Genomic DNA, 24,497 nt, shown 5'->3' with positions numbered 1-24,497 from the left:
TAGATTCTCCTTGTTCTGAAAATAAGAACCAAATGTCCATAAGGAGGTGCAAACAGTCATGACAAATTACGAAATTACTTACATCATCAACCCATCTTTAGATGAAGCAGCTAAGAGTGCTTTGGTAGAACGTTTCGACAACGTTTTAAAGAACGATGGTGCTGAAATCGTAGATTCAAAAGACTGGTCTAAGCGTCGTTTTGCTTACGAAATTGGTGGTTTCACAGAAGGTATCTACCACATCGTAAACATCAAAGCTGAAAACGCAGACGCTATCAACGAATTTGACCGTCTTGCTAAGATCAATGAAGGCATTTTGCGTCATATGATCGTTAAGCGCGAAGCATAATTAAGAATTTTATCTTATATAATAAAGGGAGGAGCAAGCGATGATTAACAATGTCGTTTTAGTTGGTCGTTTGACCAGAGACCCTGAATTACGCTATACACCGGCTGGTGCTGCTGTAGCTAATTTTACAGTAGCTGTTGATCGGAATTTTACGAACCAAAATGGTCAGCGTGAAGCCGATTTTATCAGTTGTGTTATGTGGCGCAAGTCAGCTGAAAATTTCGCTAACTTTACACATAAGGGTTCACTTGTTGGAATCGAAGGACGTATTCAAACACGTAATTATGAAAATCAGCAAGGCAACCGTGTTTATGTGACTGAAGTTGTAGCTGAGAATTTTTCCTTACTTGAATCAAGGTCAGAATCTGAGCGGTATCGTGCACAAAATGGCAATCAAGCTCAAGCTCCTCAAAGCCCAAGTCAATCAACTTACAACCAAAACCCATACGGCGAACCAAGTGGAGCTACACAAAGTTTTACGCAGGGTCAACCGGAAGTTAATCCCTTTGATCAAGTTCAAGGTGGCTCAAACTCCGGTGTTAATGTAGCAGATGATGACTTGCCATTCTAATAATTAGAGGAGGGAAAACTATGCCACAACAACGTAGAGGCGGACGTCGTCGCCGTAAGGTAGACTTCATCGCAGCTAACCACATCGAATACATCGATTACAAAGATACAGACTTGCTCAAGCGTTTTATCTCTGAACGAGGCAAGATTTTGCCACGTCGTGTTACAGGCACAAGCGCTAAGAACCAACGTAAGTTAACTGTTGCTATCAAGCGTGCTCGTATCATGGGCTTGCTTCCATTCGTAGCAGAAGACTAAAAAGAAGTCAAAAAGAAGTTGGAATTTTTGCCAGCTTCTTTTTTTGCGCTTTTGTGGATAATGCCAAAGAAATAAAATTTTTTTTGACAAGAGGGCTAAAAGATGGGATTTTTTCAAGTATAATTCTAAAATCTATCATGATATTAGCGAAAGTGAAATAAAAAGATAATGGAATACTTACTAAAAATACAAGGAAAGTTAAAATGTCGTTGCTATTATATAAGCATAGATTGAAATGAAATTCAGTCTATCACTCCCCCTTATAAGCAGAAAGAAAAGCTGTCATGCCCCAATGGCAGCAAGTATACTCCCTATAACATACCTTTTTCTCCGCGGCGCCCCAACCGCGGAGTTTTTTTAGCTTAAAACTACTTATCCACAGAAATTGTGGATAACTCTGTGGATAAACCAGGGTGCTTTTGGGAGCGGTTAGGCTTCGTATGACAAGTAGCCTGGCTCGCAGTGGAGCTGAAAGCTCCCAAGAGACAGGTTCTTGTCACTAGCAGCCTGCGAAGTTTTGCCCGACTAAAATCAGGGTGCTTTGGCGAATTGTCATGAGTCGTAAGCCAAGTTTTTCCTAATTAAACCAGGCTTGAAAGCAGGGCATCTTTGCCTGAAATAACCGCTCTTACGTATTAATGATTTTCCAAGTCTTTTTAATGAAAAATAAAAAAAATCACTACTCTTCCTTAAACTATCTCGTGTATTATTTTAGCCATAGGTTGAGATAAGAAATCAACCTTCTCCCCTTTTTTTATGTAAGTAAAGGTCCGCCACCTCCAAGGCGGTAATTTCCCCAATAACATAACCTTTTTCCCGTAAGTTTCCCCGCTTACGGGTTTTTTATTCAGGGTGCTTTGGCGAATGCTTAGGCTTTGTACGCTAAGCTTGCTCCACCAACGCCGTATGGCTTTAGCCATCAAGGCGGTGGAGCCTTAGCGCTAAAAGCCTATGCGACCAAAAGCCGTACTACACCAGGGTGCTTTTGGGAGCGGTTATGGGATGTAAAATAAGCGGGGAACATTTTGTGGATAAAAAAAGAGGCCTAAAAGCCTCTTTTTTTTACGATATTATTGAACGGTATTTCTGAACCAGCCACGAGCGCTGAAGAAAGCATACATATCATTTAAGAAGAAGATGCTGTAGCTGAAAATTAAGGCAAAGTTGCCATCGCCTTGCAGCATAGTTTGCGTCCAAAGGGCAATAGTGAAGATAGAAGAAATAGTCCAAACATAGTATTGTTCACGTTTACGGTTCAATTCAAGCAGGGATCCTGTAATAGCCATAGCTAAGTTCAAACTGTCTAAGAAGACACGTGGATCACTGGTTAAGCTAAAGATAAAGTAGATAATTACCCAGGCAAAACCAAAGAAAATGCCGTATTTAATCCATTCAACCCAAGAAGAAAACTTTTCAGCTTGGATATTATCGTTCCACTTAGGATCAAGGATGCAAAAGAGATCCAAGAAGAAGAGGTAGCCGATTTGTTCCCAGGCAGTGGCAAAGTTTCCAGCCATAAAACCTGTAGTAGCAATGCAGATAGCTGAAATAGCTCCGGCCCAGCCTTGGATGCCGGAACGGTTAGAGATACCGATAACACAAGCGACAGAAAGGTTACCACCGATAAAAGCAATGATTGATTGCAGAGGTGTTTGGCCAAATGATTGCACTAAAGAAATAATTTGTAAAACAAAGTTAAAGGCCAAAAGTAAGTAGCTTAAAGCGCCCCAGCCCTTACATTGGTTAAGCAGCCAAGTAAAGTATCCCTTTCTAAAGACGTTATGTGAATATTCGGGCAGATGTGTCAAGACATCTTTGTAACGATCAAACATGAATAATTCCTCCCAAGATTTTTTAACAACAGAAAATATTATATCGGGTCAGCGGACTGATTTCAAGGGGGAAATACAATATATTGTGTTTATCTGTAGACATGGTCACTATATTTTGTGTTTTGAGACCACTTACACCGGCGAGCTTAAGCTTAATTTAAGAATTTTTTGGATTTAAAAAAAAGTGTCCATGTTATAATGATGGTCGGATAAATGTTATAGAAAAGAGGACGCAAAATGAATTTCAAAAAAGGCGTTTTAAGTTTTTTAGCTGTAATACTCGTGCTTTTTAGCGCAGCTACGGCTTTAGCTGATACTACTGATAGCAGCACCAGTGCTTCTAGTTCCAGTTCAACCACACATACTTTATCTTCTTCATATATTGTTTACGGCGCCGGAACCAGTTCGGATGTTCGTTCTAAATTAGATGATATTTTCAATGCTGATTCGACTTTTAAAAAATTAACAGCTACTGCAGCTGATTATAGTCAATATATTGAAGCGAACACCAATACAACTGATGCAGCCATGATTAGTTCTGTTTCGATTACACCAGGCGATCCTGGATCAGGCGTGAAAGTTAACATCAAAAATTATGATGGATCCAACAATATTACTGAGGTAACGGCACAACAGTACGCGATGGTAGCCCAAATGGCCGGGGTAACTGATGTGACAATTACAGTAACAGCCAATCGTGCTGTTTCTGGTTCATCAGCGTTAACAGGGGTGTATAAGGCTTTAGCAGCTGACGGAGCTAATTTAAATACGCAAAATACAACAACTGCCAACCAAATGCTGAGTGCAACCCAAAGCGCCATTGATGATAATAAAGATGATTCATCTTATCCAGGTAAATTAATGGCAGCTATCGGTAATGTTTCTAAGGAATTGGCCCAAATGAAGCAGGATAATGAGCAATTGGCAACCAAGCAAGACATCCAGGATATGTTGAACAAAGCTTTGGAAAAACAAGGGATTAAGGACCAGACATCATCTACCAGCATTGGTCAGATTACGAATGCCTTGGTAAGTTTCCAAAATTCACCGATTTCATCCAGCAAGAGCTATGTCAAAAACGTCGGCAACACGATTTCAAATGTGAAAAATTCTGTTGGCAATTTGATGTCCAAGGCCAAAAGTCTGGCTAGTTCCAAAGAAGGAAAAGAAGCTGCTAGCCAAGCAAAGAGTTTGTGGCAGCAATTTGTTTCCTGGGTGCAAAGTTTATTTGAATAAGAATAAGATTAAGGAGGCTGCATAAGCGTAGCCTCTTTTTTTTAATAAATTACTTAAAGATGTGGTAAAATTGTACGGTAAGAGCATAATTTAAAAGCAACTTTTTTGGGGTTGATATTTTGAAAAATGATAATAAAAAAGGTTTGATGCCTGATTTCATTGAAAATGCACATTTACGGCAATTGGCACTGATTTTGGTTGCCTTAGCCTTCATTAGTGTTTTGTATGCTTTATTTTTAAATCCATTATTTGGGTTAATTATGCTGGTTTTGGTGATTATTGTGCTAATTTTAGCTTACCGGCGCCTAGAACAAGTTAATACGGATACTAATGAATATATTTCTAACCTCTCATATCGGATGAAGCGTGGTGAAGAAGATGCGATGCTTAAAATGCCGATTGGGATTTTATTTTATGATGATAATGCCAAAATTGAATGGTACAATCCGCGCATGAAGCAATATTTTGAGCGCAAAGATTCGCTGGGACATACACTAAACGAGATTGATCCTGATTTGTCAGATGCTGTAGCTAACTGCCGCAATCAAAAGAAGGCGACAGAAGTTGTTTTGCATGGCAAAACATATAGTTTGCTGGTTCAAAAAGATATTAAGGCGCTATTTATGATGGATGTGTCTTATTATGCTGCTATTCAAAAACATTATGAAGATTCACGGATTGTTTTAGGACAAATTTTCCTAGATAATTACGATGAAGTTACGAAGGTAATGAATGATAAAGATTTATCGAATTTGAATAGTTTTATTACCAATACGTTGGACGATTGGGCGCGTGATTTTGAAATGTTCATCAAGCGGGTTGATGATGATCACTTCTTCATTTTGACGTATACAGGATCGTTAGCACGGCTGGAAAAAGAAAAATTTAAAATTTTGGATGTAATTCGCGAGCGGACGTCCAATCGCAATTCGCCGTTAACCTTGAGTGTGGGAATTGCCTATGGCGGCGATGATTTAGCTGAATTAGCCCGCTTGTCGCAAAATAATTTGGATTTGGCTTTAGGACGCGGTGGAGATCAAGCTGTTGTACGGGAAATTTCTGGGCAGGCGCGTTTTTATGGCGGCAAGACCAATCCGATGGAGAAGCGTACAAGGGTAAGAGCGCGGATGATTTCGCAAGCGTTAAATGAACTTATGGCGCAAGCTGACCAGGTTTTTGTCATGGGACATGCTTATCCTGATATGGATTCATTGGGAGCTTGCCTAGGGTTAAGGCGGATTGCGGCGATGAATAATAAGTCCTGTTGGATAGTGTTGGATGATACGAATCTGCATTCTGATGTAAAAAGGCTCATTAAGGAATTGAATCAGTATCCAGCAATTAAGGGGGCGATTATTTCGCCAAAGGATGCTTTGGAAAAGGCGCAAAAAAATAGCCTGCTGATTATGTGCGACCATTCGAAGCCATCGATTTCGGTGGCGCCGGAGTTGTATCAAAAGCTGCAGAATCGGGTCATGGTTATCGACCATCACCGGCGGGGAGAAGAATTTCCCGACAATCCGATTTTGGTTTACATCGAGCCTTATGCCAGCTCAACTTGTGAATTAATTACGGAAATGTTTGAATACCAGGCTAAGGACAATAATGAGCCAGTCAATAAGATTGAAGCTACAGCGATGTTGACGGGGATTATTATTGATACTAAATCATTTTCACTGCGGACAGGGACGCGGACGTTTGATGCTGCTAGCTACCTGCGATCTGTAGGGGCTGATTTGGGAATGGCGCGGCATTTTATGAAGGAAAGTGTTTCAAGTTATATGCAGCGCAGCCACTTGGTAGCTCGAACCGAATTTGATGATCACGGAAATGCCATTTGCTGTGGCGAAGAGGGAAGGCTGTATGATCCCGTCTTGGCGGCGCAAGTTGCTGATTCCTTGTTAGGTGTTTCCGGGGTTAAGGCTTCTTATGTAATTACGCAAAGAAAAGAAGAACTGGTTGGCATTTCCGCACGGAGTAATGGTGACGTTAATGTCCAAGTTATTATGGAACAGATGGGTGGCGGCGGACACTTGTCTAATGCTGCTACGCAGATTAAAAATCAAACGATTGCTGCTATCCATGATGACCTGATGGAAAAAATCAGGGTGCAAAACTGAGCGCTTAGGCTTCGTATGACAAGCTGGACTGCGACGAAGCGGGGCTGTCAAGCCCCCGAGGAGTAGTTCCTTGTCACTAGAAGCCTGCGAAGTTTTGCCCGACTAAAATCAGGGTGCTTTTCTTGGTGGTTAAGCTTCGTAAGCTAAGTGCCCTGAACCCGCCGTGGGCTGTAAAGCCCCAAGGGTTAAGGGTCTTAGCTCTAGGAGCTTGCCAAGAAAAGCCTGACTAAACCAGGGTGCTTTGGCGATTGGTCATACGCCGGTATTCCAAACGGATACAGCTTAGGTCTAGATTTATGCGAACGGATTTAGAATAAATAATAAATTTAACGGGAGGATTTACAATGAAAGTTATTTTTACACAAGATGTTAGAGGAAAAGGTAAGCGCGGTGAAGTTAAAGATATGGCAGACGGCTATGCCAATTTTTTAATTAAGGCTGGCAAAGCTAAACAAGCCAATGCTCAAGCTATGAGCGAACTTAAGGGACAAAAACGGGCTGAGGCTAAGAAAGAAGCAGAAGAATTAGCTGAAGCAAAAGTTTTGAAGGAAAAATTGGAATCAGGCGATTATGTGGTTGAATTAAAGGCTAAAGCTGGTAGTGATGGCCGTTTATTCGGTTCAATTACATCAAAACAAATTTCACAAGCTATGAAAGCTCAATTTGGCCTTAAAATTGATAAGCGCAAGATGGAATTAGCCGGACCAATCCGTTCAATGGGTTATGTTAATGTACCGGTTAAATTGCATAATGATGTGACAGCTAAGATTAGGGTACATATCTCAGAACAATAAAAGCAAGAAAGGATGAACGCTTTGGATAACGAAATGTTGGCTGGCACCATGCCACCCAATGATCAAAATGCCGAGCGCGCAGTACTAGGGGCCGTTTTTTTGAACGGCAATGCCTTGGCAGATGCGATGGAATATGTTGAAGCTGGTGATTTTTATTTAAGACAGCATCAAATACTTTTCCAGGCCATGCTTGATTTGTACGAAGATGATAAGCCGGTCGATGTTTTGACCATGAAGTCCATCCTGGAGACGAAAAATCAGCTGGATGATGCGGGTGGAATTGCCTATTTGGCTGAATTGGCTGCGGCAGTTCCGTCAGCGCGCAATGCCGGATATTACGCTAAAATTGTTTCGGAAAAAGCGCAATTGCGGCGTTTGATTCAAACGGCGTCCAATATCATCAATAAGGCGCAAAACCCTGATGATGAAGTTGATAATATCCTAGATGAAGCCGAACGCCAGATTATGGATGTTTCGGAACATCAAAATCAGGCCGGTTTCAAAGAAATTCGGGATGTTGTTAATGAAGCGTATAATCATGTCTTTGAGCTCCAGGGGCGCAAAGAAGAGATTACGGGTCTGCCGACGGGATTTAATACCTTGGATAAAATGACTTCAGGCTTGCAGCCGGATAATTTGATTATTTTAGCAGCGCGGCCAGCGGTTGGTAAAACGGCTTTTGCCTTGAATATTGCGGCTAATGTGGCCATTACGCAAAATGTTTCGGTGGCGATTTTTTCTTTGGAAATGAGTGCTGAATCGCTGGTTAACCGGATGATTTGTGCGCGGGGGGGCATTCGTGCAGACCATCTGCGGGATGGCAACCTTGACGACAACGAATGGGATCGGTTGTACGAAGCCGTTGAAGCTTTATCAAAAACGCAGATTTATATTGACGATACGCCGGGGATTAAAATGTCTGAAATCAGAGCCAAATGCCGGCGGTTGGCCAAGGAAAATAAAAATTTAGGCCTCGTCGTAGTTGATTACCTGCAGTTGATTGAAGGCTCTAATAAGGAAAGTCGCCAACAAGAAGTGTCGGATATTTCACGGCAGTTAAAGAAATTATCAAAAGAATTGTCGATTCCTGTAATTGCTTTATCCCAGCTGTCACGTGGAGTGGAACAAAGACAGGATAAAAGACCGATGCTGTCAGATATTCGTGAATCAGGTTCGATTGAACAGGATGCCGATATTGTTGCTTTCTTGTATCGGGATGACTATTATGAGCATGATACCGATTCTGATGATGATAATGCTGAAGCAAAACAGGCCGAAGAAGATCACAGTGAAGTTGAACTTATTTTAGAAAAGAACCGTGCGGGTGCGCGGGGAACAGTTCACTTGATGTTTATTAAATCGCACAATAAATTTACCAGTATTGCACCAGAAGCGTTTCAAGGAGGCTAAAACATGAAATTTACCAAAGTAGAATTGATGATCCATGCCATCGCCTTGGTGGCTTTACTGATTACATTAACTGTTATTTCAATCTTACAAGGTAATAGTTTTTCGATTAAATTATTGTTGATGGGGATTGTTTATTACATTGTCTGTGTTTTGCTGTATAAATGGTATTTGATGTGGCGGAGTAATCATCGCTAATATGACAAAAAATTAAAAAAAAGCTTGAAAAATAAGAGCGGATGGCTTAAAATTTATCACAAGATAATAAAACGATGAGAGAGACGAGTAGGTAAAGATATTCGTACAGTGAATCGGTGCCAGTGCAAATCCGGTCGACCCTGCTTTATTGAATAACACTCTCCCTGTTGCTAACCCAAATGGCTTTTGCCAGAGTAGACTTAGACGTGTCCGGCACGTTACAGCCGGTGGAATATTGCACTTGTGCAGCATCCCATAAGCTGATCCGCTGATAAACGCGGGTAATTAGGGTGGTACCGCGGAAAAAGCCTTTCGTCCCTTGCATTAAGCAAGGGCGGAAGGCTTTTTTTGTCCGAAAGGAGATAATTTATATGTGTGGATTTGTCGTCGTCGCCAAAGAAGATTTTGAAGTTAAAGTTTTTGATGAAGCTTTGGAAAAAACGGTTGATCGTGGACCGGATATGCAAGCGACTTTGGCGGTCAAAAAGGCTGTATTCGGCTTTAACCGCTTAGCTATCATGGATTTAAGCGCCAAGGGCATGCAACCTTTTTCAGCCTTAGACTGTACTTTGGTTTGCAATGGGGAAATTTATAATTATCGCCAACTAGAACAAAACTTAGCTGGCTACTCTTTTAAGAGCGGCAGTGATTGTGAATGTTTGATTCCTTTGTACCGCAAGTATGGTTTAGATACCATGTGCAAGTTACTGGATGCTGAATTTGCTTTTGTTTTGTATGATGAACAAAGTCAAAAAGTAGTGGCTGGACGTGATCCAATTGGGATTAGACCAATGTTTTACGGCTATAATGAAGCAGGACACTTATCTTTTGCTTCTACAGCCAAAGCCTTGATGGAGACATGCAAACACATTTATCCTTTCCCGCCGGGACATTACTATGATGGTGAAAAATTTGTCTGCTATGATGATCCGGCCATGGTAGCGCGGATGAAATTGCCGACGCCACAAGAAGCTGAAACTAAGATTAGAGAGTTATTGATTGCCGGGGTGAAAAAAAGGCTGCATGCGGATGCTCCGGTCGGATATTTGTTGTCAGGCGGACTTGATTCGTCCTTAGTTTGCTCCATTGCTGCCAAATTGATGCCGCAAAAAAAGCTCAAGACCTTTGCGATTGGGATGGATCAAAATCCGATTGATTTAAAATATGCTAGGGAAGTAGCAGAATATTTAGGAACAGACCACACGGAATTCATTATGACCAGGGCAGAGGTTTTAGCTGCTTTGCGCCAGGTCATCTATACGCTTGAAACCTGGGACATTACAACCATCAGAGCGTCTGTCGGGATGTATCTTTTATGCCAAAAAATTCATGAAAATACTGATTTAAAGGTAATTTTAACCGGTGAATGTTCAGATGAACTTTTTGGTTATAAATATACTGACTTTGCCCCTAACGCGGAAGAATTTCAAAAAGAATCAATGAAGCGGGTGCGGGAACTTTATATGTATGATGTTTTAAGAGCTGACCGCTGTATTTCAGCTAATTCTTTAGAAGGCCGGGTACCTTTTGCCGACCTTGATTTTGTCAAATATGTGATGTCTATTGATCCTGAATTGAAAATGAACAAATGGGGTAAAGGCAAATACTTATTGCGGCAAGCTTTTGCCAATCAAGGCTATCTGCCGGAAGATATTTTAATGCGGGAAAAGGCTGCCTTCAGTGATGCCGTGGGTCATTCGCTGGTTGATGATTTGAAAGCTTATGCTGAAACAAAGTATACGGATGCTGATTTGGCTAAAGCTCAGGACAAATATGGCTACCACCATGCTCCTTTTACCAAGGAATCTTTGCTATATCGGGAAATCTTTGAAGAATTTTACCCGGGCAAGGCCAAGTGGATTAAAGATTATTGGATGCCAAACAAGACGTGGGAAAATTGTGATGTTGATGACCCTAGTGCCAGAGTATTAAAAAACTACGGTGACAGTGGAAAATAAGGGTGCAAAACCGAGCGGTTAGGCTTCGTATGACAAGTAGCCTGGCTCGCAGTGGAGCTGAAAGCTCCCAAGAGACAGGTTATTGTCACTAGAAGCCTGCGAAGATTTGCCCGACTAAGAACAGGGTGCTCTTCTTGGCGGTTAGACTTCGTAAGCTAAGTGCCCTGAACCCGCCGTGGGCTGCAAAGCCCCAAGGGGTAAGGGTCTTAGCTCTAGAAGTCTGCCAAGAAAAGCCCGACTAAAACCAGGTTGCTTTGGCGAATGCTTAGGCTTTGCCCAACTACACAGCCTTCAAAGAAAGTAAGCAGTAATTACTGCTTATTTTTTTGTAGACAAAACGAACATTTGTTTGTATAATGGGTGTGAAATAAAATAAAGAAGGTTTTGAGATGAATACCCATGAATTAGCAGCTTATTTAGATGAAAATTCCACTATTTTAGCCAATTTTAAGACAAAAGTGATTGCCTACTTGGAAGATAAAAATGAGCAAAGACAGCCGGCTAAACGGTATAACGATGCGCAGATTAGGCGGCAAAGTGAGAAATATGTGGCACAATTTATCGACAATATTCAAGCACAAATAGAGCGGGCTATTCCGAGTCAGCATCACACGCCTGAAGCTTGGATGACTTATTTTGACAATCATAATCTGCTGGAAGAATTAGAATTGGCTGTTGCTGAAACAGAATTCGGCGCCGAAGAGTGATGCTAAATATTTCCAGGGAAATATGCAGAATGAGGCTAAATACGTTATAATAAAAGGGCTTACTTACCTGGTTGAAAGGAGGAATTAAAATGAAATCACGCAAAGAAGTAGCCCGTTTGGCTAACGAATATGTAGCAGCTTTTGAGATGACCTATCAGCCTAAAAATAAAAAAATGGCGCAAATAATTGCTTATGGCAAAAAAGAGTTGGAAGACCGGCAGATAGCACCGCAAATTATTATGGAAAAAATGGTGACGGCGATTTATCGGCTAATTGTAGAACAAAAATGCACCATTGGTGATGATGCTGCCCAGATTCTAAAACAGATGGAAATTTTATCACGGACGAAAACACTTTTGCCTTTCAAGCGCTACGACCCTTGGATTATTGAATAAAATCCGTACGAAAAGTTTTTGTATGGGCGGGTAGAAGGCTGATTTAGCCTAAATGTTCGCCTAAAAAAACAAAAAGTGTATCAAAACTAAATAACATTCGGAATTTACTTGAAAAAGCAAATGTTTATTGTTACAATTATCACGGTTAATTAAGCAAAAAGACTTGCTTAAAACATCTAAGAAAATATGAGGTGGATAATATGTCATCAGTTGTAGTTGTAGGCAGCCAATGGGGCGATGAAGGCAAAGGAAAGATTACTGACTTTTTAAGCCAAAACGCAGAAGTGATTGCACGTTACCAAGGTGGTGATAACGCAGGCCACACCATCGTTTTTAATGATCAAACATTCAAATTACGGTTGATTCCTTCAGGTATTTTTTACTCTGATAAGATTTGTGTCATCGGTAACGGCGTGGTGCTTAACCCTAAGTCATTGGTTGAAGAATTGCGCTATTTACATGAAAATGGGGTTACAACTGATAATTTGCGGATTTCTGATCGGGCGCATGTTATTTTGCCATACCATATTATTTTGGATGGTTTGCAAGAAAAAGCTAAAAAAGACAATAAGATTGGGACGACAAACAAGGGTATCGGGCCTTGCTACATGGATAAGGCCGGTCGTGTCGGAATTCGTGTGGCTGACTTGCTTGAAAAAGATACCTTTGCTGAAAAATTAAAGAGCAACGTTGAAGCTAAGAACCGTTTATTCAAAAAAATGTACGATTACGAAGGTCCTGAACTTAAGTTTGAAGATATTTTTGATGAATATTATGAATACGGGCAAGAAATCAAAAAATATGTGACGGATACTTCAGTAGTATTAAACGATGCTTTGGATGCCGGCAAACGGGTGTTATTCGAAGGTGCGCAAGGCAATATGCTTGATATTGACCAAGGTACCTATCCATTTGTGACGTCATCTAACCCGGTTGCTGGTGGGGTAACCATTGGTTCAGGGGTTGGTCCAGCTAAAATTAATAAGGTTGTTGGTGCTTGCAAGGCTTATACTTCTCGTGTCGGCGATGGGCCTTTCCCAACTGAACTTGATAATGAAATTGGTGATTTTATTCGCGAAGCCGGTCATGAATACGGGACAGTTACGAAGCGTCCGCGCCGTATCGGCTGGTTTGATTCCGTGGTTATGCGCCACTCCAAGCGGGTTTCTGGCTTGACTAACCTGTGCTTGAACTGTGTGGACGTTTTGACAGGGTTAGATGAAATTAAAATTTGCACTGCCTACGAACTCAATGGTGAAAAAATCTATCATTATCCTGCTAGTTTGAAAGAATTAGAAGCTTGCAAGCCGATTTACGAAACGATGCCAGGCTGGAAAGAAGATATTACTTCTTGCAAGACATTGGAAGATTTGCCAGAAAATGCTCGAAATTATATCCACCGCATTCAAGATTTGGTTGGCGTGAAAGTTTCAACATTCTCAGTCGGCCCTGACCGCAAACAAACAAATGTCTTGGAAAATGTGTGGTCTCAAATCTAGCTAAGCAGAGATAATAGCTGTTTTTGCCTAAGTAAAATCTTAAAAAGTATCAAAATTAAATACAATTAAAAGAGGATTTTGCGAAAACATCCTCTTTTTTTATATTCAATATTATATTGAATATAATATTACTGTGAGCTATAATCATAATGTAGAAAAATTTAACTAGGGAATGGAGTTTGTTAAAGTGAATCAAATAAAGGGAAAACTACAGAAAATAGGGAAGAAAAGGCTGATTATTTTAGGGCTTGCGGTTGTAGTAATTATTGTGGCGATTGCAGGGATCATTGGTAAACAGCAGCAAAAAAAGGCGCAGGCCAAGGAAAATCAATATAGGACGATGATGGTTAGAAAGCGGACGCCATTAACGATGAGTGGTAAAGTAACGGCGGCCAGTAAGCAGATTGTAGCTTTACCCAGCGGTACGGTGCAAAGTATTGCTGTTAAAACAGGAAGCCATGTCAGTCAAGGACAAGTTGTAGCGACTGTTTACAATGAAAGTGCGGCCGATGAAGTATCCGAATTAAAAGATACGTTAGCTAAAGCGCAAAAGCAGGTTTCAACGGCCAGCAGCACTTTGAGTCAAGCGCAAAGTGCGCTTAGTCAAGCTGACAGCGACGACGATGATTATAGTGAGCTGAAAAGCCAGGTTACTGAAGCCAAGAGCAGCTATAACGAGGCTGTTGATGACGTCTCTGAAGCACAAAATAAGCTTAATACAGCTCAAAATAAAGTTTATCAATCAGCTAAAGCCCCTTATGCCGGAATTGTGGTTGTTAATAATGAACATGCTGACAGTCCGGCGATTACGGTTTATTCCGATAATTTACAGCTTAACATGGAAATTTCTGAATATGACTATAACAAGGTGCCAGTGGGGACAAAATTGACAGTTACGGCGATTGCTACTAAAAATAAGCAGGAAACATCCGTTTCTTATTTATCCAAAGTTCCTGACAGTACTAATGGTAATACGACCAAATATACCCTCAATGCTAACCTTAATTCCAGCCAGTTCATTAATGGCCAAACGGTCAAAGTCGAAATCAGTCAAGCTGGCGTGGCAATTCCCAAGGCAGCTGTGCGCTCATCTTACGTTTATGTTGTTAAAGATGGCAAAGCCAAAAAGCGCGCTGTTTTTGGACGCTTTGAAGATGGATTTTGCATTGTAACCGATGGCCTCAAAGCTGGTGAAACGATTGTCACTAATCCTGACGGCAACTTGAAGAGCGGTGATCACATTGAATAATTTGATTGAACTAAAAAAGCTGAATAAAAGCTATGGTCAAGGTGACACTGCGTATCATGTGCTGCATGACATTGATTTAGAAGTAAAAATGGGCGAATTGACTGCTATCATTGGCGAATCGGGTTCAGGAAAGTCGACATTGATTAATATTATCGGCTTTTTAGACACTGATTTTAGCGGTGAATACTTATTTAAAGAGCAGCCGATTCAAGATTTGAAGGCTAAGGATTTGGCTTTTTTGCGCAATCAAGATGTTGGTTTTGTCTTTCAAAATTTTAAACTGATTCGCGGGCTGTCAGTTTATGCTAACGTAGCTTTACCACTGCTATATGCTGGTAAAAAACGCAACGAAATCGAATCGGCGATTTTAGCAGCTTTAAAGAAGGTAGGACTGGCCGGTTATGAAAAAGCACTACCGCAAAATATGTCCGGCGGCCAGCAGCAAAGGGTGGCGATTGCGCGGGCTATTGTCAGCCATCCCAGCTTTTTGATTGCGGATGAGCCGACAGGGGCTTTAGATAGTCAAAATAGCCGCGATATCATGGAATTATTTAAAAAATTAAATGCAGAAGGAACGACGATTTTAATGGTGACCCATGATCCGCGGATTGCCAAGGCTTGCAAACGCACCATTGAAATTTTAGACGGCCGGATTATCGCGGATAGTAAAGGCAGGGTGGCTAAATGAGAGTTGAAGAATTACTAATTACCGCCTTTGAATCTTTAAAAATTAACCGTAAGCGCAGCTTTTTGACCATTATCGGGATTGCTATTGGGATTGCTTCAGTGGTGACCATTTTGGGGATTGGCGATGGTGTCAAAAAGACGATGTATGATAAATTTGCACATGACTCCACTGAAAAATATCAAACAGCAAAAATTTATTATACAACAGGTGAAGAAAGTGCGATGGACGGCTTTACGCAAGAAGATGTGGCCAAAGTCGAAACCATGTTTCCTCAGGTCAAAAAAGCTTATTTAGCGCATGAAACGGACGATTTAAATCTAAGTGGAACTGTTGGCGAAAAACAAGGGACATATGCGGTTTCTTTAATTAATAAAAATAGCGCTCAAGCTAAGCTGGTGTGCGGCAAAAAATTTGATCGGACGGTCTTGTTAGGTGGTGATCACCAGGCGCTAATCAGTGAAGCGTTGGCTAAAAGACAATACCACAGCGCCTACAAAGCTTTAGGCACTGCGGTGAATATTGACCACCGTAATTATCAAGTTGTCGGTGTTTATCGGCAGCATGACTTTTATGATGAAAGCGGCAGTATTGATAAATACGGAGCCGATATCATTTTGGCTAAAGCAGTTTACTATGGTGGCAAAGAAATGACTAGCGGCAATAGCTTAAAAGTCAAAATGGACGTTAGTGCCAAACAAGCAGCCAAGCTGGCCACTAAAATTAAAAAATATTTGAATAAGCATGGTTCTGCTAAAAATAACGGCAGCTATGAATATGATAATATGGAGCAGATGTTGAAACAATTTAACGCCACGATTGATATCTTTACGGGTGTAATTGCCTTTGTAGCGGGGATTTCTTTATTTATCGCCGGTATTGGCGTTATGAATATGATGTATATCTCGGTATCGGAACGGACGCAAGAAATCGGGATTCGTTTAGCTGTGGGGGCCAGCCAGCAAAATATCATGTGGCAATTCCTGATTGAAGCAATGATGCTGACCGTCTTTGGCGGGATGATAGGTTTTATTTTCGGAGGCTTGTTGTCACACTTGATTACACCATTGCTTTCGCAGGCGATGGTTACAGGAATTACGATTAAAGCGCATATTTCTTTGAAGGCCTTTATGATCTCCTTTGGCGTTTCGGCTGGTGTAGGCTTGATTTTTGGCATTTTGCCAGCCCGGCAGGCTGCCAAGAAGAACTTGGTTGATATTTTAAAATAAAAGCTGAACGTATGGTGCCAACCATACGTTTTTTGTTTGGATTAAATTTTTATAAAAATGCGTTTTTTCATAAGAATTTGTATATTTTATAAAAAGATTGCTAAAGCTGAGACTTGATTGTAGATTAATTTTTATAAATGTAATAAGATAAAGGCATCCTTAACTGGGGATGATTGTTGTTCTAGTAATGAAAATTAATATTTGCCTAAAGTTTGGAAAAAAATAGGCAAAGTACTTGTATTTAACGCAAATTTTTTATATTATATTCATGAAAGCGATAACATTGTTTAAACGAAAGCAATGTAAGCGCTAAAACGTTATAACGTTGTTTTAGTCAATTCAATAAAGATTTAACATCTAGGGAGGAATTTAAATATGCTTCAGACAGATAGTGTTAAAGAAGCTGTGACAACAGCTTGGGACGGCTTTAAGGGCGGCGAATGGCAAGAAGAAATTGACGTTCGCGATTTTATCCAACAAAACTTTACTCCTTACGACGGTGATGCTTCTTTCTTGGAAGGACCTACCGAAGCAACAACGAAATTGAACGACAAGCTTGTGGACTTGAAGCTCAAAGAACGTGAAGCTGGTGGCGTTTTGGATGCTGATACAAAGGTTGTATCAACAATTACTTCACATGCTCCTGGCTACTTAGACAAAGACTTAGAAAAAATCGTCGGTTTACAAACTGACAAGCCATTGAAGAAAGCTTTGATGCCATATGGTGGTATCCGCATGGCTAAGGATGCTTTGGAATCTAATGGCTTTAAGCTTGATCCTGAAACAGAACGAATCTTTACTGAACTTCACAAGACCCACAACCAAGGTGTCTTTGATGTTTATACTGATGAAATTCGCCGGGCACGCCACAACAAGATTATTACCGGTTTGCCAGATGCTTATGGTCGTGGCCGGATTGTGGCTGACTTCCCACGTATTGCTCTTTATGGGATTGACCGTTTGATTGCAGCCAAGCAAGCAGACTTCAAGAACTGCGGTGATGGAGAAATGACTGATGAAGTTATCCGCACCCGTGAAGAAATTTCCGACCAAATTCGTGCTTTGAAGGATATGAAGAAGATGGCTGCTTCATACGGCTATGATATTTCTTATCCTGCAACTAATGCTCAAGAAGCTATTCAATGGCTCTACTTTGGTTATTTAGCAGCTATTAAGCAACAAAACGGGGCTGCAATGTCCATTGGCCGGATTGACAGCTTCATTGATATTTATGTTGAACGTGACTTGGAACGTGGTATCTTGACTGAAAAAGAAGCTCAAGAATTAATCGACCAATTCACAATGAAACTTCGCATGGTAACCTTCATCCGGACACCAGAATACAACTCTTTATTCTCCGGTAACCCAATTTGGGCTACACTTTCCTTAGCTGGTATGGGTATGGATGGCCGTCACCACGTGACAAAGACTTCATATCGTTTCTTGAATACTTTGCACAACATGGGGGCTGCTCCAGAACCAAATATCACTGTGCTTTGGTCTGACAACTTGCCAGAATCATTCAAGACCTATGCTGCCAGTGTTTCTATCAAGAGTTCAACTATTCAATATGAAAATGACGAATTAATGATGAAGACATGGGGCACAGATTACTATGGCATTGCCTGCTGTGTATCTGCACAGCCGATTGCTGACGGGGTACAATTCTTCGGTGCTCGTGCTAACTTAGCCAAGACGGTTTTGTATGCTATCAACGGTGGTGTTGATGAAATGACGAAGCTGCAATGCGGCCCAGCTTATGCACCAATTACTTCAGAATACATTGACTACGATGAATTTATGAAGAAATTCGATGACATGTTGGAATGGGTAGCTGATGTTTATGTCAACGCTTTGAATGCTATCCATTACATGCATGACAAGTACTACTATGAATCAGCCCAGCTTGCCCTTAAGAACACCATGCTCAACCGTACTTTTGCAACAGGCATTTCAGGTTTATCCGTTGCTGCTGATTCTATTTCAGCTATCAAGTATGGCCATGTTAAGGTTATCCGCGATGAAAACGGCTTGGCCGTAGATTTCAAAGCTGACAACGACTTCCCACGTTACGGCAACAATGATGACCGTGCTGATGAAATTGCTGTTTGGTTGGTAAAACAACTCTACACCAAAATGAATAAGCACCACCTCTACAGAGGATCCAAGCTTTCCACATCTGTTTTGACCATTACTTCAAATGTTGTTTATGGTAAGAATACAGGTACAACACCAAATGGTCGTCAAAAGGGCCAACCATTCTCACCAGGTGCTAACCCAGCATACGGTGCTGAAGAAAATGGTGCTTTAGCTTCACTTCTTTCTGTTGCCAAGATTCCTTATAAGTATGCTACTGATGGTATTTCTAATACCTTTGCGGTAACACCAACGACTTTGGGACATGATGAAGTAACCAGTGAAAATACGCTTGTTCACATGATAAGCGGCTATATGAAGAATAAAGGTCACCACTTGAACATTAACGTCTTCAACCGTGATACATTACTTGATGCTCAAAAGCATCCTGAAAAGTACCCAACTTTGACGATTCGTGTTTCCGGCTACTGCGTATACTTCGCAGATTTGACTAAGGAACAACAAGATGACGTTATCTCAAGAACTTTCCATGAACGTATGTAAAAAGTAATTAGATTTTGTTAGTAAAGGCGGCGGGAGACGATGATGGAAAATACCTATTTAAAACCAGTACCAACCAATGAAAAAGGCGAGGTTTTGGGCTATGTGCACTCAATTGAAACATTTGGTGCCGTTGATGGCCCCGGCATTAGATTCGTCGTCTTTATGCAAGGGTGCAATATGCGTTGCAAGTTCTGTCATAATCCAGACACTTGGAAGAAGAATGTTGGCACGAAGATGACTGCTGATGAAGTTTTGAAACAGGCTTTGCCTTATAAAGCCTTTTGGGGTGAGCAAGGCGGGATTACGCTATCCGGAGGCGAAATTCTCCTGCAGCCAGAATTTGCACTTGATTTATTTACCAAATGCAAGAAATTAGGCATCAGTACTTGCCTGGATACTTGCGGGCAGCCTTTTACCCGCCAAGAACCATGGTTTAGTTTATTCAACAAATTGCTTGAAGTAACTGATATTTTGCTGGTTGATATTAAGCATATCAATTCGATTGAGCATAAGAAGCTAACCGGTTTTAGCAACGACAATATTTTAGACTTGTGTCAGTATTTGTCTGATATTGGAAAACCAGTTTGGATTCGGCATGTTTTAATTCCGACTCAGACTGATTTTGACAATTACTTGACGGAATTAGGTGATTTTGTCAAAACACATTTGACAAATGTCATGAAATTTGAGGTACTTCCATACCACACAATGGGGGTTCACAAATATCGTGAAATGGGAATTCCTTACCGCTTGGAAGGGGTTGAACCGCCAACACCGGAGCGGGTCGCAAATGCTGAAAAACTGTTGCATTGCGCTGATTATCAAGGATATTTAACCTGGAAACCAGGCATGAAAACTAACTAAAAAAATGATCGCATCGGAGACGTCCGGTGCGATTTTTGTATATTTTTTTAGGTAAAAAATTTTTTAATTGCTCTCAAACCTTTGGCTAAGGCAATTGGTGTTATATGCATAAAAAGTATGCAAAATTAGGGCTTTTATTTTTATAGATGACGCGCTAAAATATAAAAGTGATAGAAATATTGGAACATAAGTTCGTATTTCGGATATGATCGTTATATAGGGAAGGGGCAATTTTTTATGACAATTTCGGCTAAGACATCAACTAATGATTTAATTCAACATGTGATGAAAGAACAGAACTGTTCTTATGAAGATGCTATCCGCTTATTGATGAAAGTCGCCCAAAAAGATGCTAAATAAAAAATAACCGAGCTTAGGCTCGGTTATTTTTTTAGATATCTAACTGTGTTAACAGTTCTTTTTGAAGTTCAAGTTTTTGTTTATTTTGCAGGCGACGCTGAGCAAAACCTTGACAAACGGCCTTTTCTTCGGCGGTTTGCGGAGTAACAGCTGGTAAGATTCGCTCATGGTCTAAGACGACAAAGGTCAAAAAGGCGGTTGCCCCTAAGAAACGTTGGCCAGTCAGCAAATGTTCGCCAATGACTTTGGCAAAGACCTCGATTGACCGGTTGCCCACTCCAGAAACATAGCATTCGATTTTTAAAGCATCGTTTAAGGCAAAGGGTTGTAAAAAATTGACGCGGTCGACACTAGCCGTGACAACTTGGCACCGGGCCAGTTTCGTGGCGGGAATAGATGCGACTCCGTCTAAGATTGCTAAAAGCCGCCCGCCATAAAAGGTTTCATGTTCATTTAAGTCACCATTAATGACACGGTGTTCACTAATAGTTTTGGTTTGTTGGCATGTTATCAAATTATCCCTCTTTTCAAAGGCTATTGTAGCATGTTTTTAGTAAATAAAAAACGAAGCTAGGAGTACAATCCTAGCTTCGCCTTGAAAAACAATTAATGCAGCTGGTCTTACATTACCACGGTAATTATTTTCACGATCTTCTTTTACATTATGGGCAATACCCCAACTGAATTAATTGGATATAGTAATTGAAAGGAGTCCACAATCCTCTAAAAAAATTAACCTTCAAGCTATCCCTATCTTGCTGTGCTTAGGAATAGTCGTTTCACTACTAGCGCAAGCGCAACTCGTATCATTTAAAGCCGTCTTGCTTTTGGAATCACGTTCCATGCTAGGATTTCTCAACCCCTTTGACACCTTTAGTATAACACTTTCAGTTTAAAAAAAGCAAGCGCTTACAAGAATAAAAATAACTTTTTGGCAATTTTCGTATTTATTCCCGCTTAAGCCGGCAAGCTAAAGGATAATGTTCGTTTTATTGCGAAAATTAAAAGTTAATAGCACTTTAAATCGACACTAGTTGATGAATAAACGCATTTTTAAAACCTTTTATTTTTTGCTAAGATAGCTTTTTTTAGATATACTATCAAAAGTTTAGCCTGTTGAAAGCAGACACGAAAGGAGACCACTGTTGTGTATTTAACAGTTAATGTCGTTGGAATTATTGTTTTCTTAGCTCTAGGATGGCTTTTATCTAAAGATCGCAAAGCTATTGACTGGCGTGCGATTGGAATTATGACGTTTTTGAACCTTTTTTTAGCTTGGTTCTTAACTTCTTTTTCAGTTGGACGGATGCTAGTTGAAGCAGCTGCGGCCGGCTTTAATGCTTTGGTTCAAGTGTCATATCAAGGGATTGCTTTTGCACTTCCCAGCATGGTCAATGTTAAATCAATGGACTTTTTTGTCAGTGTCTTGCTGCCTATTTTAATGATTGTGCCCTTATTTGATATTTTGACTTACATTGGTATTTTGCCGTGGATTATTAAATGGATTGGACGCGGGTTGTCATTTATTACCCGCCAGCCTAAATTTGAATCTTTTTTTGCGGTAGAAATGATGTTTCTTGGTAATACTGAAGCTTTAGCGGTTTCCTCTTTACAGTTAAAACAAATCAGCGCCAAGCGGGATTTGACTTTAGCGATGATGTCAATGAGCTGTGTCACAGCTTCCATTATCGGCTCTTATACGCAAATGATGCCAAGCCAATATATTTTGACTGCGGTACCGGTCAATGTGATTAATGCTTTGATTGTCACCGCAATGTTAAACCCTAATAAGGTTGCACCAGAAGAAGATGTAATTGCTACGATTGGCAGTTCAGCCCAAAGCGAACCTGAATTAGTGGAAGCTGATGGCAAAAAAGAACCTTTCTTTTCATTTTTAGGCGATTCCATTTTGGGTGCGGGACGTTTGATTTTGATCATTGCAGCTAATGTCATTGCCTTTGTCGCTTTAGCAGCCTTAGTGGATAAATGCTTAGGTTTAATCCATCCTTGGCTTTCTTTGGAACATTTGCTAGGGATTGTCATGTTCCCCTTTGCATGGTTAATGGGCTTAAATGTGCATGATGCCTTCCAATTTGCGCAATATATGGGTGAAAAATTGGTAACAAATGAATTTGTTGTCATGGGCAAAGTAACGGGCAAAATTGCCACTAAAGCGTTCAATGAGCATTACCGCGCGGTTTTAACCGTGTTTGTGACCTCCTTTGCCAATTTCTCAACAATTGGGATGATTATTGGCTGCTTTAAAGGGATTGTTACCAAAGAAAAGACGGACTTGATTTCAGCAAATGTAGTATACCTATTATTATCAGGAATTTTGGTATCCTTGCTTTCAGCAGCGATGGTCGGCGTTTTTTCTTGGTAGTTAAAAGACTTGGCTTGTCCAAGTCTTTTTTTAATGTAAGGGATTAATTGAAAATCACTACTGAAAAAGAGGGGCTTAACATGGTATAATACTTACAAGCTCTTAGCTCTGAGCTTGTTAATAATAGTGGAATTTTTGCAAGTAGGAGGGTCGTTTGCAGATGCGAGCTGATGTTTTAATTAGTCAGGACTTGTCTTGTGCGGGTCAAGTTTCAATGAGCTGTGCTTTGCCCTTGTTTGGTGCAGTGAATCTTAAGCCTACTGTGCTGCCGACAGCGGTTTTGTCGACACACACGGGCGGCTTTGGAAACAACACGTATTTAGATTTGGCTGACGAAATGATTCGCATTCTCCAGCATTGGCAAACGCTTGATTTGAAGTTTTCGGCAGTCTATCTGGGATATTTGGGCGCGAATGCTTTAGATGTTTTGCAAACGGACCTTAACCTGGTAACAGATGCGAAAACACGGCTATTAGTGGATCCTGTTATGGGAGATCATGGCCGCTTGTATCGTGGTTTTGACATGGAATATGTCGCTAAAATGCAGGCCTTGTTAGCCAAAGCAAACATTGCAACTCCAAATTTAACAGAGGCTAAACTTTTACTTGGTGAGCCTTTGACTACTTCTCCACGAGATGCAGCAGAACTGTTAGCTTTGGCCGCTAAAATACAAGATAGATTTGAACTGGAAACTGTTGTTTTGACTGGCGTTGAAATTGAACCACAAAAAATTTCAATTGCCTGCTGCGACCAAAATGGCAGACTCTGGCTCGATCATAAACCAAAATTAGCTGGGACTTATTTTGGAACAGGAGATATCTTTGCATCGGTGCTTTTTGCCGCTTTGATTTTAGGGCATGACTTGGCGTTTGCTGAGCAAACAGCGATGGATTTTGTCTCAACTGCGATTTTAAAGACCAAACAGCCGCATGATCAAAGGCTGGGACCAGACTACGGGGCAGCAATTCCTGCTTTATTACAAAAATTGAAGCTTGTTTAAGGGGGAAGCATCATGAGAGAACAACAAAATTCCTTGCGAGCTGTTATTTTAACAGGTCTATTTGCGGCGATTATTTATCTTGGCATTTGGGTTTTAAGGATTCCGGTCCCTGCGCTGGTCGGAAAACCTTTTATCCACTTTGGCAACACATTAACCGCCGTTGCGATTCTTTTTTTAGGCTGTCGCAATGGCATGTTAGCGGGGATGATTGGCTTAGGCGGATTTGATATTTTAAATGGATATGCAAGTGTCAGTTGGTTGACAATGCTCGAAGTCGTGGTTGTCGCTTTGATAATTTCCGGACTTTTCAAAGCATTCAAGTATAACGACAGCAAAAGAAATATCGTTATCTTGTCTATTGCTGCAGGGGTTACGAAGATTTTTACATCTTACGCCACGTCGATTGTGGAAGCTTTAATGGCTGGAACGGCAATAAAAACAGCGCTGGTTGCCTCTTTTTTCAGCTTGCCGGCTACAGCAATCAACTCCTGCTCAACAGCAATTTGTACTCCCATTTTGTATTTCTTTGTTAAATCAATTTTCAATTTGGCTCAAAAGCAGAAGCGATAAACAACTAAATCTTTTCGATATTGCGATTATTGTGTGGTAGTCGCAATATTTTTTTATAAAAAAAGCTTGCAAAGTAAATTGAGATTCGCTATAATTACTTATGTTGCTTAGGTAACATATGGGTGGTTAGCTCAGCTGGCAGAGCAACGGACTCTTAATCCGTGGGTCCAGGGTTCGATCCCCTGACCACCCAT

The 24,497-nt window shown here is 40.8% G+C and carries 23 protein-coding genes and 1 tRNA gene; 22 read left to right on the top strand and 2 right to left on the bottom strand.

Annotated features, from left to right (window positions below):
- Window positions 1-58 precede the first annotated feature (58 nt).
- From rpsF to rpsR, 3 genes are read left to right on the top strand one after another with little or no spacing between them, the layout of a single operon-like run.
- Window positions 59-349 carry a 30S ribosomal protein S6 gene (gene rpsF, locus BMX26_RS00680; RefSeq protein WP_075529553.1) on the top strand — a complete coding sequence of 97 codons (291 nt, stop codon included), beginning with the start codon at window positions 59-61 and terminating at the stop codon, window positions 347-349.
- A gap of 40 nt (window positions 350-389) precedes the next feature.
- The gene (gene ssb / locus BMX26_RS00675; RefSeq protein WP_075529552.1) at window positions 390-920 is read left to right on the top strand and encodes a single-stranded DNA-binding protein; all 531 of its coding nucleotides are present in this window, start codon (window positions 390-392) and stop codon (window positions 918-920) included.
- Between the two features lie 20 nt (window positions 921-940).
- Window positions 941-1,177: a 30S ribosomal protein S18 gene (rpsR, locus tag BMX26_RS00670; protein ID WP_003695889.1), complete on the top strand. Its 237-nt coding sequence runs from the start codon at window positions 941-943 to the stop codon at window positions 1,175-1,177.
- Window positions 1,178-2,247: 1,070 nt separating this feature from the next.
- Here rpsR and pnuC read toward each other — a convergent pair.
- Window positions 2,248-3,009, bottom strand: a complete 762-nt coding sequence (gene pnuC, locus BMX26_RS00660; protein WP_075529550.1) for a nicotinamide riboside transporter PnuC — start codon at window positions 3,007-3,009, stop codon at window positions 2,248-2,250.
- Window positions 3,010-3,246: 237 nt separating this feature from the next.
- Here pnuC and BMX26_RS00655 point away from each other — a divergent pair, with 237 nt between their 5' ends.
- The 15 genes from BMX26_RS00655 to BMX26_RS09845 all read left to right on the top strand — a co-directional run bounded on the left by BMX26_RS00655 (window position 3,247) and on the right by BMX26_RS09845 (window position 20,350).
- Complete coding sequence (locus BMX26_RS00655) at window positions 3,247-4,245, top strand: DUF1002 domain-containing protein (protein WP_075529549.1); 999 nt, start codon at window positions 3,247-3,249, stop codon at window positions 4,243-4,245.
- A 146-nt stretch (window positions 4,246-4,391) separates the two neighbouring features.
- Window positions 4,392-6,365: a DHH family phosphoesterase gene (locus tag BMX26_RS00650; RefSeq protein ID WP_143454834.1), complete on the top strand. Its 1,974-nt coding sequence runs from the start codon at window positions 4,392-4,394 to the stop codon at window positions 6,363-6,365.
- A 344-nt stretch (window positions 6,366-6,709) separates the two neighbouring features.
- Complete coding sequence (rplI, locus tag BMX26_RS00645) at window positions 6,710-7,159, top strand: 50S ribosomal protein L9 (protein WP_075529547.1); 450 nt, start codon at window positions 6,710-6,712, stop codon at window positions 7,157-7,159.
- Window positions 7,160-7,180: 21 nt separating this feature from the next.
- Entirely contained in the window at window positions 7,181-8,569 is a 1,389-nt protein-coding gene (gene dnaB, locus BMX26_RS00640; protein ID WP_075529546.1) for a replicative DNA helicase, read from the top strand.
- 3 nt (window positions 8,570-8,572) lie between these two features.
- A complete protein-coding gene (locus tag BMX26_RS00635) occupies window positions 8,573-8,764 on the top strand; it encodes a hypothetical protein (protein WP_075529545.1) in 192 nt (63 codons plus the stop codon).
- Window positions 8,765-9,135: 371 nt separating this feature from the next.
- Window positions 9,136-10,722, top strand: coding sequence for an asparagine synthase B (gene asnB, locus BMX26_RS00630; protein ID WP_075529544.1), 1,587 nt, complete (start codon window positions 9,136-9,138; stop codon window positions 10,720-10,722).
- A gap of 389 nt (window positions 10,723-11,111) precedes the next feature.
- Window positions 11,112-11,429, top strand: a complete 318-nt coding sequence (locus BMX26_RS00625; protein WP_075529543.1) for a hypothetical protein — start codon at window positions 11,112-11,114, stop codon at window positions 11,427-11,429.
- Between the two features lie 89 nt (window positions 11,430-11,518).
- On the top strand, window positions 11,519-11,824 hold the full coding sequence (locus BMX26_RS00620; RefSeq protein ID WP_075529542.1) for a hypothetical protein: 306 nt from the start codon (window positions 11,519-11,521) through the stop codon (window positions 11,822-11,824).
- 200 nt (window positions 11,825-12,024) lie between these two features.
- A complete protein-coding gene (locus tag BMX26_RS00615; RefSeq protein WP_075529541.1) occupies window positions 12,025-13,323 on the top strand; it encodes an adenylosuccinate synthase in 1,299 nt (432 codons plus the stop codon).
- 187 nt (window positions 13,324-13,510) lie between these two features.
- Window positions 13,511-14,572 carry an efflux RND transporter periplasmic adaptor subunit gene (locus tag BMX26_RS00610; RefSeq protein ID WP_082272409.1) on the top strand — a complete coding sequence of 354 codons (1,062 nt, stop codon included), beginning with the start codon at window positions 13,511-13,513 and terminating at the stop codon, window positions 14,570-14,572.
- A gap of 1 nt (window position 14,573) precedes the next feature.
- A complete protein-coding gene (locus BMX26_RS00605; protein WP_075529634.1) occupies window positions 14,574-15,260 on the top strand; it encodes an ABC transporter ATP-binding protein in 687 nt (228 codons plus the stop codon).
- Window positions 15,257-16,486, top strand: coding sequence for an ABC transporter permease (locus tag BMX26_RS00600; RefSeq protein ID WP_075529540.1), 1,230 nt, complete (start codon window positions 15,257-15,259; stop codon window positions 16,484-16,486). The genes BMX26_RS00605 and BMX26_RS00600 overlap by 4 nt, the downstream gene beginning before the upstream one ends.
- A 375-nt stretch (window positions 16,487-16,861) precedes the next feature.
- Window positions 16,862-19,126 carry a formate C-acetyltransferase gene (gene pflB, locus BMX26_RS00595; RefSeq protein ID WP_075529539.1) on the top strand — a complete coding sequence of 755 codons (2,265 nt, stop codon included), beginning with the start codon at window positions 16,862-16,864 and terminating at the stop codon, window positions 19,124-19,126.
- A gap of 39 nt (window positions 19,127-19,165) precedes the next feature.
- Window positions 19,166-19,990: a pyruvate formate-lyase-activating protein gene (gene pflA, locus BMX26_RS00590; protein WP_075529538.1), complete on the top strand. Its 825-nt coding sequence runs from the start codon at window positions 19,166-19,168 to the stop codon at window positions 19,988-19,990.
- A gap of 237 nt (window positions 19,991-20,227) precedes the next feature.
- Window positions 20,228-20,350 (top strand): hypothetical protein, encoded by a 123-nt coding sequence (locus BMX26_RS09845; RefSeq protein ID WP_412771378.1) that lies wholly within the window; start codon window positions 20,228-20,230, stop codon window positions 20,348-20,350.
- A 31-nt stretch (window positions 20,351-20,381) separates the two neighbouring features.
- On the opposite strand, the gene BMX26_RS00585 is transcribed toward BMX26_RS09845, so the two are convergent.
- Window positions 20,382-20,864, bottom strand: coding sequence for an acyl-CoA thioesterase (locus tag BMX26_RS00585; RefSeq protein ID WP_075529537.1), 483 nt, complete (start codon window positions 20,862-20,864; stop codon window positions 20,382-20,384).
- A gap of 633 nt (window positions 20,865-21,497) precedes the next feature.
- Between BMX26_RS00585 and BMX26_RS00580 the strand changes: the two genes are divergently transcribed.
- From BMX26_RS00580 to BMX26_RS00565, 4 genes are all read left to right on the top strand, one after another.
- Window positions 21,498-22,733: a NupC/NupG family nucleoside CNT transporter gene (locus tag BMX26_RS00580; RefSeq protein WP_075529536.1), complete on the top strand. Its 1,236-nt coding sequence runs from the start codon at window positions 21,498-21,500 to the stop codon at window positions 22,731-22,733.
- 160 nt (window positions 22,734-22,893) lie between these two features.
- Window positions 22,894-23,733 (top strand): bifunctional hydroxymethylpyrimidine kinase/phosphomethylpyrimidine kinase, encoded by an 840-nt coding sequence (locus BMX26_RS00575; RefSeq protein WP_075529535.1) that lies wholly within the window; start codon window positions 22,894-22,896, stop codon window positions 23,731-23,733.
- A 12-nt stretch (window positions 23,734-23,745) separates the two neighbouring features.
- A complete protein-coding gene (locus BMX26_RS00570) occupies window positions 23,746-24,303 on the top strand; it encodes an ECF transporter S component (RefSeq protein WP_075529534.1) in 558 nt (185 codons plus the stop codon).
- 120 nt (window positions 24,304-24,423) lie between these two features.
- Window positions 24,424-24,496 (top strand) — tRNA-Lys (locus BMX26_RS00565).
- Window position 24,497 lies beyond the last annotated feature (1 nt).

Source organism: Ligilactobacillus sp. WC1T17 (genome assembly GCA_900110005.1).
In the GTDB taxonomy this organism is placed as follows: domain Bacteria; phylum Bacillota; class Bacilli; order Lactobacillales; family Lactobacillaceae; genus Ligilactobacillus; species Ligilactobacillus ruminis_A.
Note: the sequence above shows the minus strand (reverse complement) of the source record. Positions and strands in the feature narration are given on the sequence as shown.

Bases quoted from the DNA above. Each gene is read 5' to 3' on its own strand.
- BMX26_RS00575 (WP_075529535.1), top strand. From the start codon at position 22,894: ATGCGAGCTGATGTTTTAATTAGTCAGGACTTGTCTTGTGCGGGTCAA.
- pnuC (WP_075529550.1), bottom strand. From the start codon at position 3,009: ATGTTTGATCGTTACAAAGATGTCTTGACACATCTGCCCGAATATTCA.
- BMX26_RS00655 (WP_075529549.1), top strand. From the start codon at position 3,247: ATGAATTTCAAAAAAGGCGTTTTAAGTTTTTTAGCTGTAATACTCGTG.
- BMX26_RS00600 (WP_075529540.1), top strand. From the start codon at position 15,257: ATGAGAGTTGAAGAATTACTAATTACCGCCTTTGAATCTTTAAAAATT.
- ssb (WP_075529552.1), top strand. From the start codon at position 390: ATGATTAACAATGTCGTTTTAGTTGGTCGTTTGACCAGAGACCCTGAA.
- BMX26_RS09845 (WP_412771378.1), top strand. From the start codon at position 20,228: ATGACAATTTCGGCTAAGACATCAACTAATGATTTAATTCAACATGTG.
- BMX26_RS00615 (WP_075529541.1), top strand. From the start codon at position 12,025: ATGTCATCAGTTGTAGTTGTAGGCAGCCAATGGGGCGATGAAGGCAAA.
- pflB (WP_075529539.1), top strand. From the start codon at position 16,862: ATGCTTCAGACAGATAGTGTTAAAGAAGCTGTGACAACAGCTTGGGAC.
- rpsF (WP_075529553.1), top strand. From the start codon at position 59: ATGACAAATTACGAAATTACTTACATCATCAACCCATCTTTAGATGAA.
- rplI (WP_075529547.1), top strand. From the start codon at position 6,710: ATGAAAGTTATTTTTACACAAGATGTTAGAGGAAAAGGTAAGCGCGGT.
- BMX26_RS00625 (WP_075529543.1), top strand. From the start codon at position 11,112: ATGAATACCCATGAATTAGCAGCTTATTTAGATGAAAATTCCACTATT.
- rpsR (WP_003695889.1), top strand. From the start codon at position 941: ATGCCACAACAACGTAGAGGCGGACGTCGTCGCCGTAAGGTAGACTTC.
- pflA (WP_075529538.1), top strand. From the start codon at position 19,166: ATGATGGAAAATACCTATTTAAAACCAGTACCAACCAATGAAAAAGGC.
- BMX26_RS00620 (WP_075529542.1), top strand. From the start codon at position 11,519: ATGAAATCACGCAAAGAAGTAGCCCGTTTGGCTAACGAATATGTAGCA.
- BMX26_RS00635 (WP_075529545.1), top strand. From the start codon at position 8,573: ATGAAATTTACCAAAGTAGAATTGATGATCCATGCCATCGCCTTGGTG.
- asnB (WP_075529544.1), top strand. From the start codon at position 9,136: ATGTGTGGATTTGTCGTCGTCGCCAAAGAAGATTTTGAAGTTAAAGTT.
- BMX26_RS00570 (WP_075529534.1), top strand. From the start codon at position 23,746: ATGAGAGAACAACAAAATTCCTTGCGAGCTGTTATTTTAACAGGTCTA.
- BMX26_RS00650 (WP_143454834.1), top strand. From the start codon at position 4,392: ATGCCTGATTTCATTGAAAATGCACATTTACGGCAATTGGCACTGATT.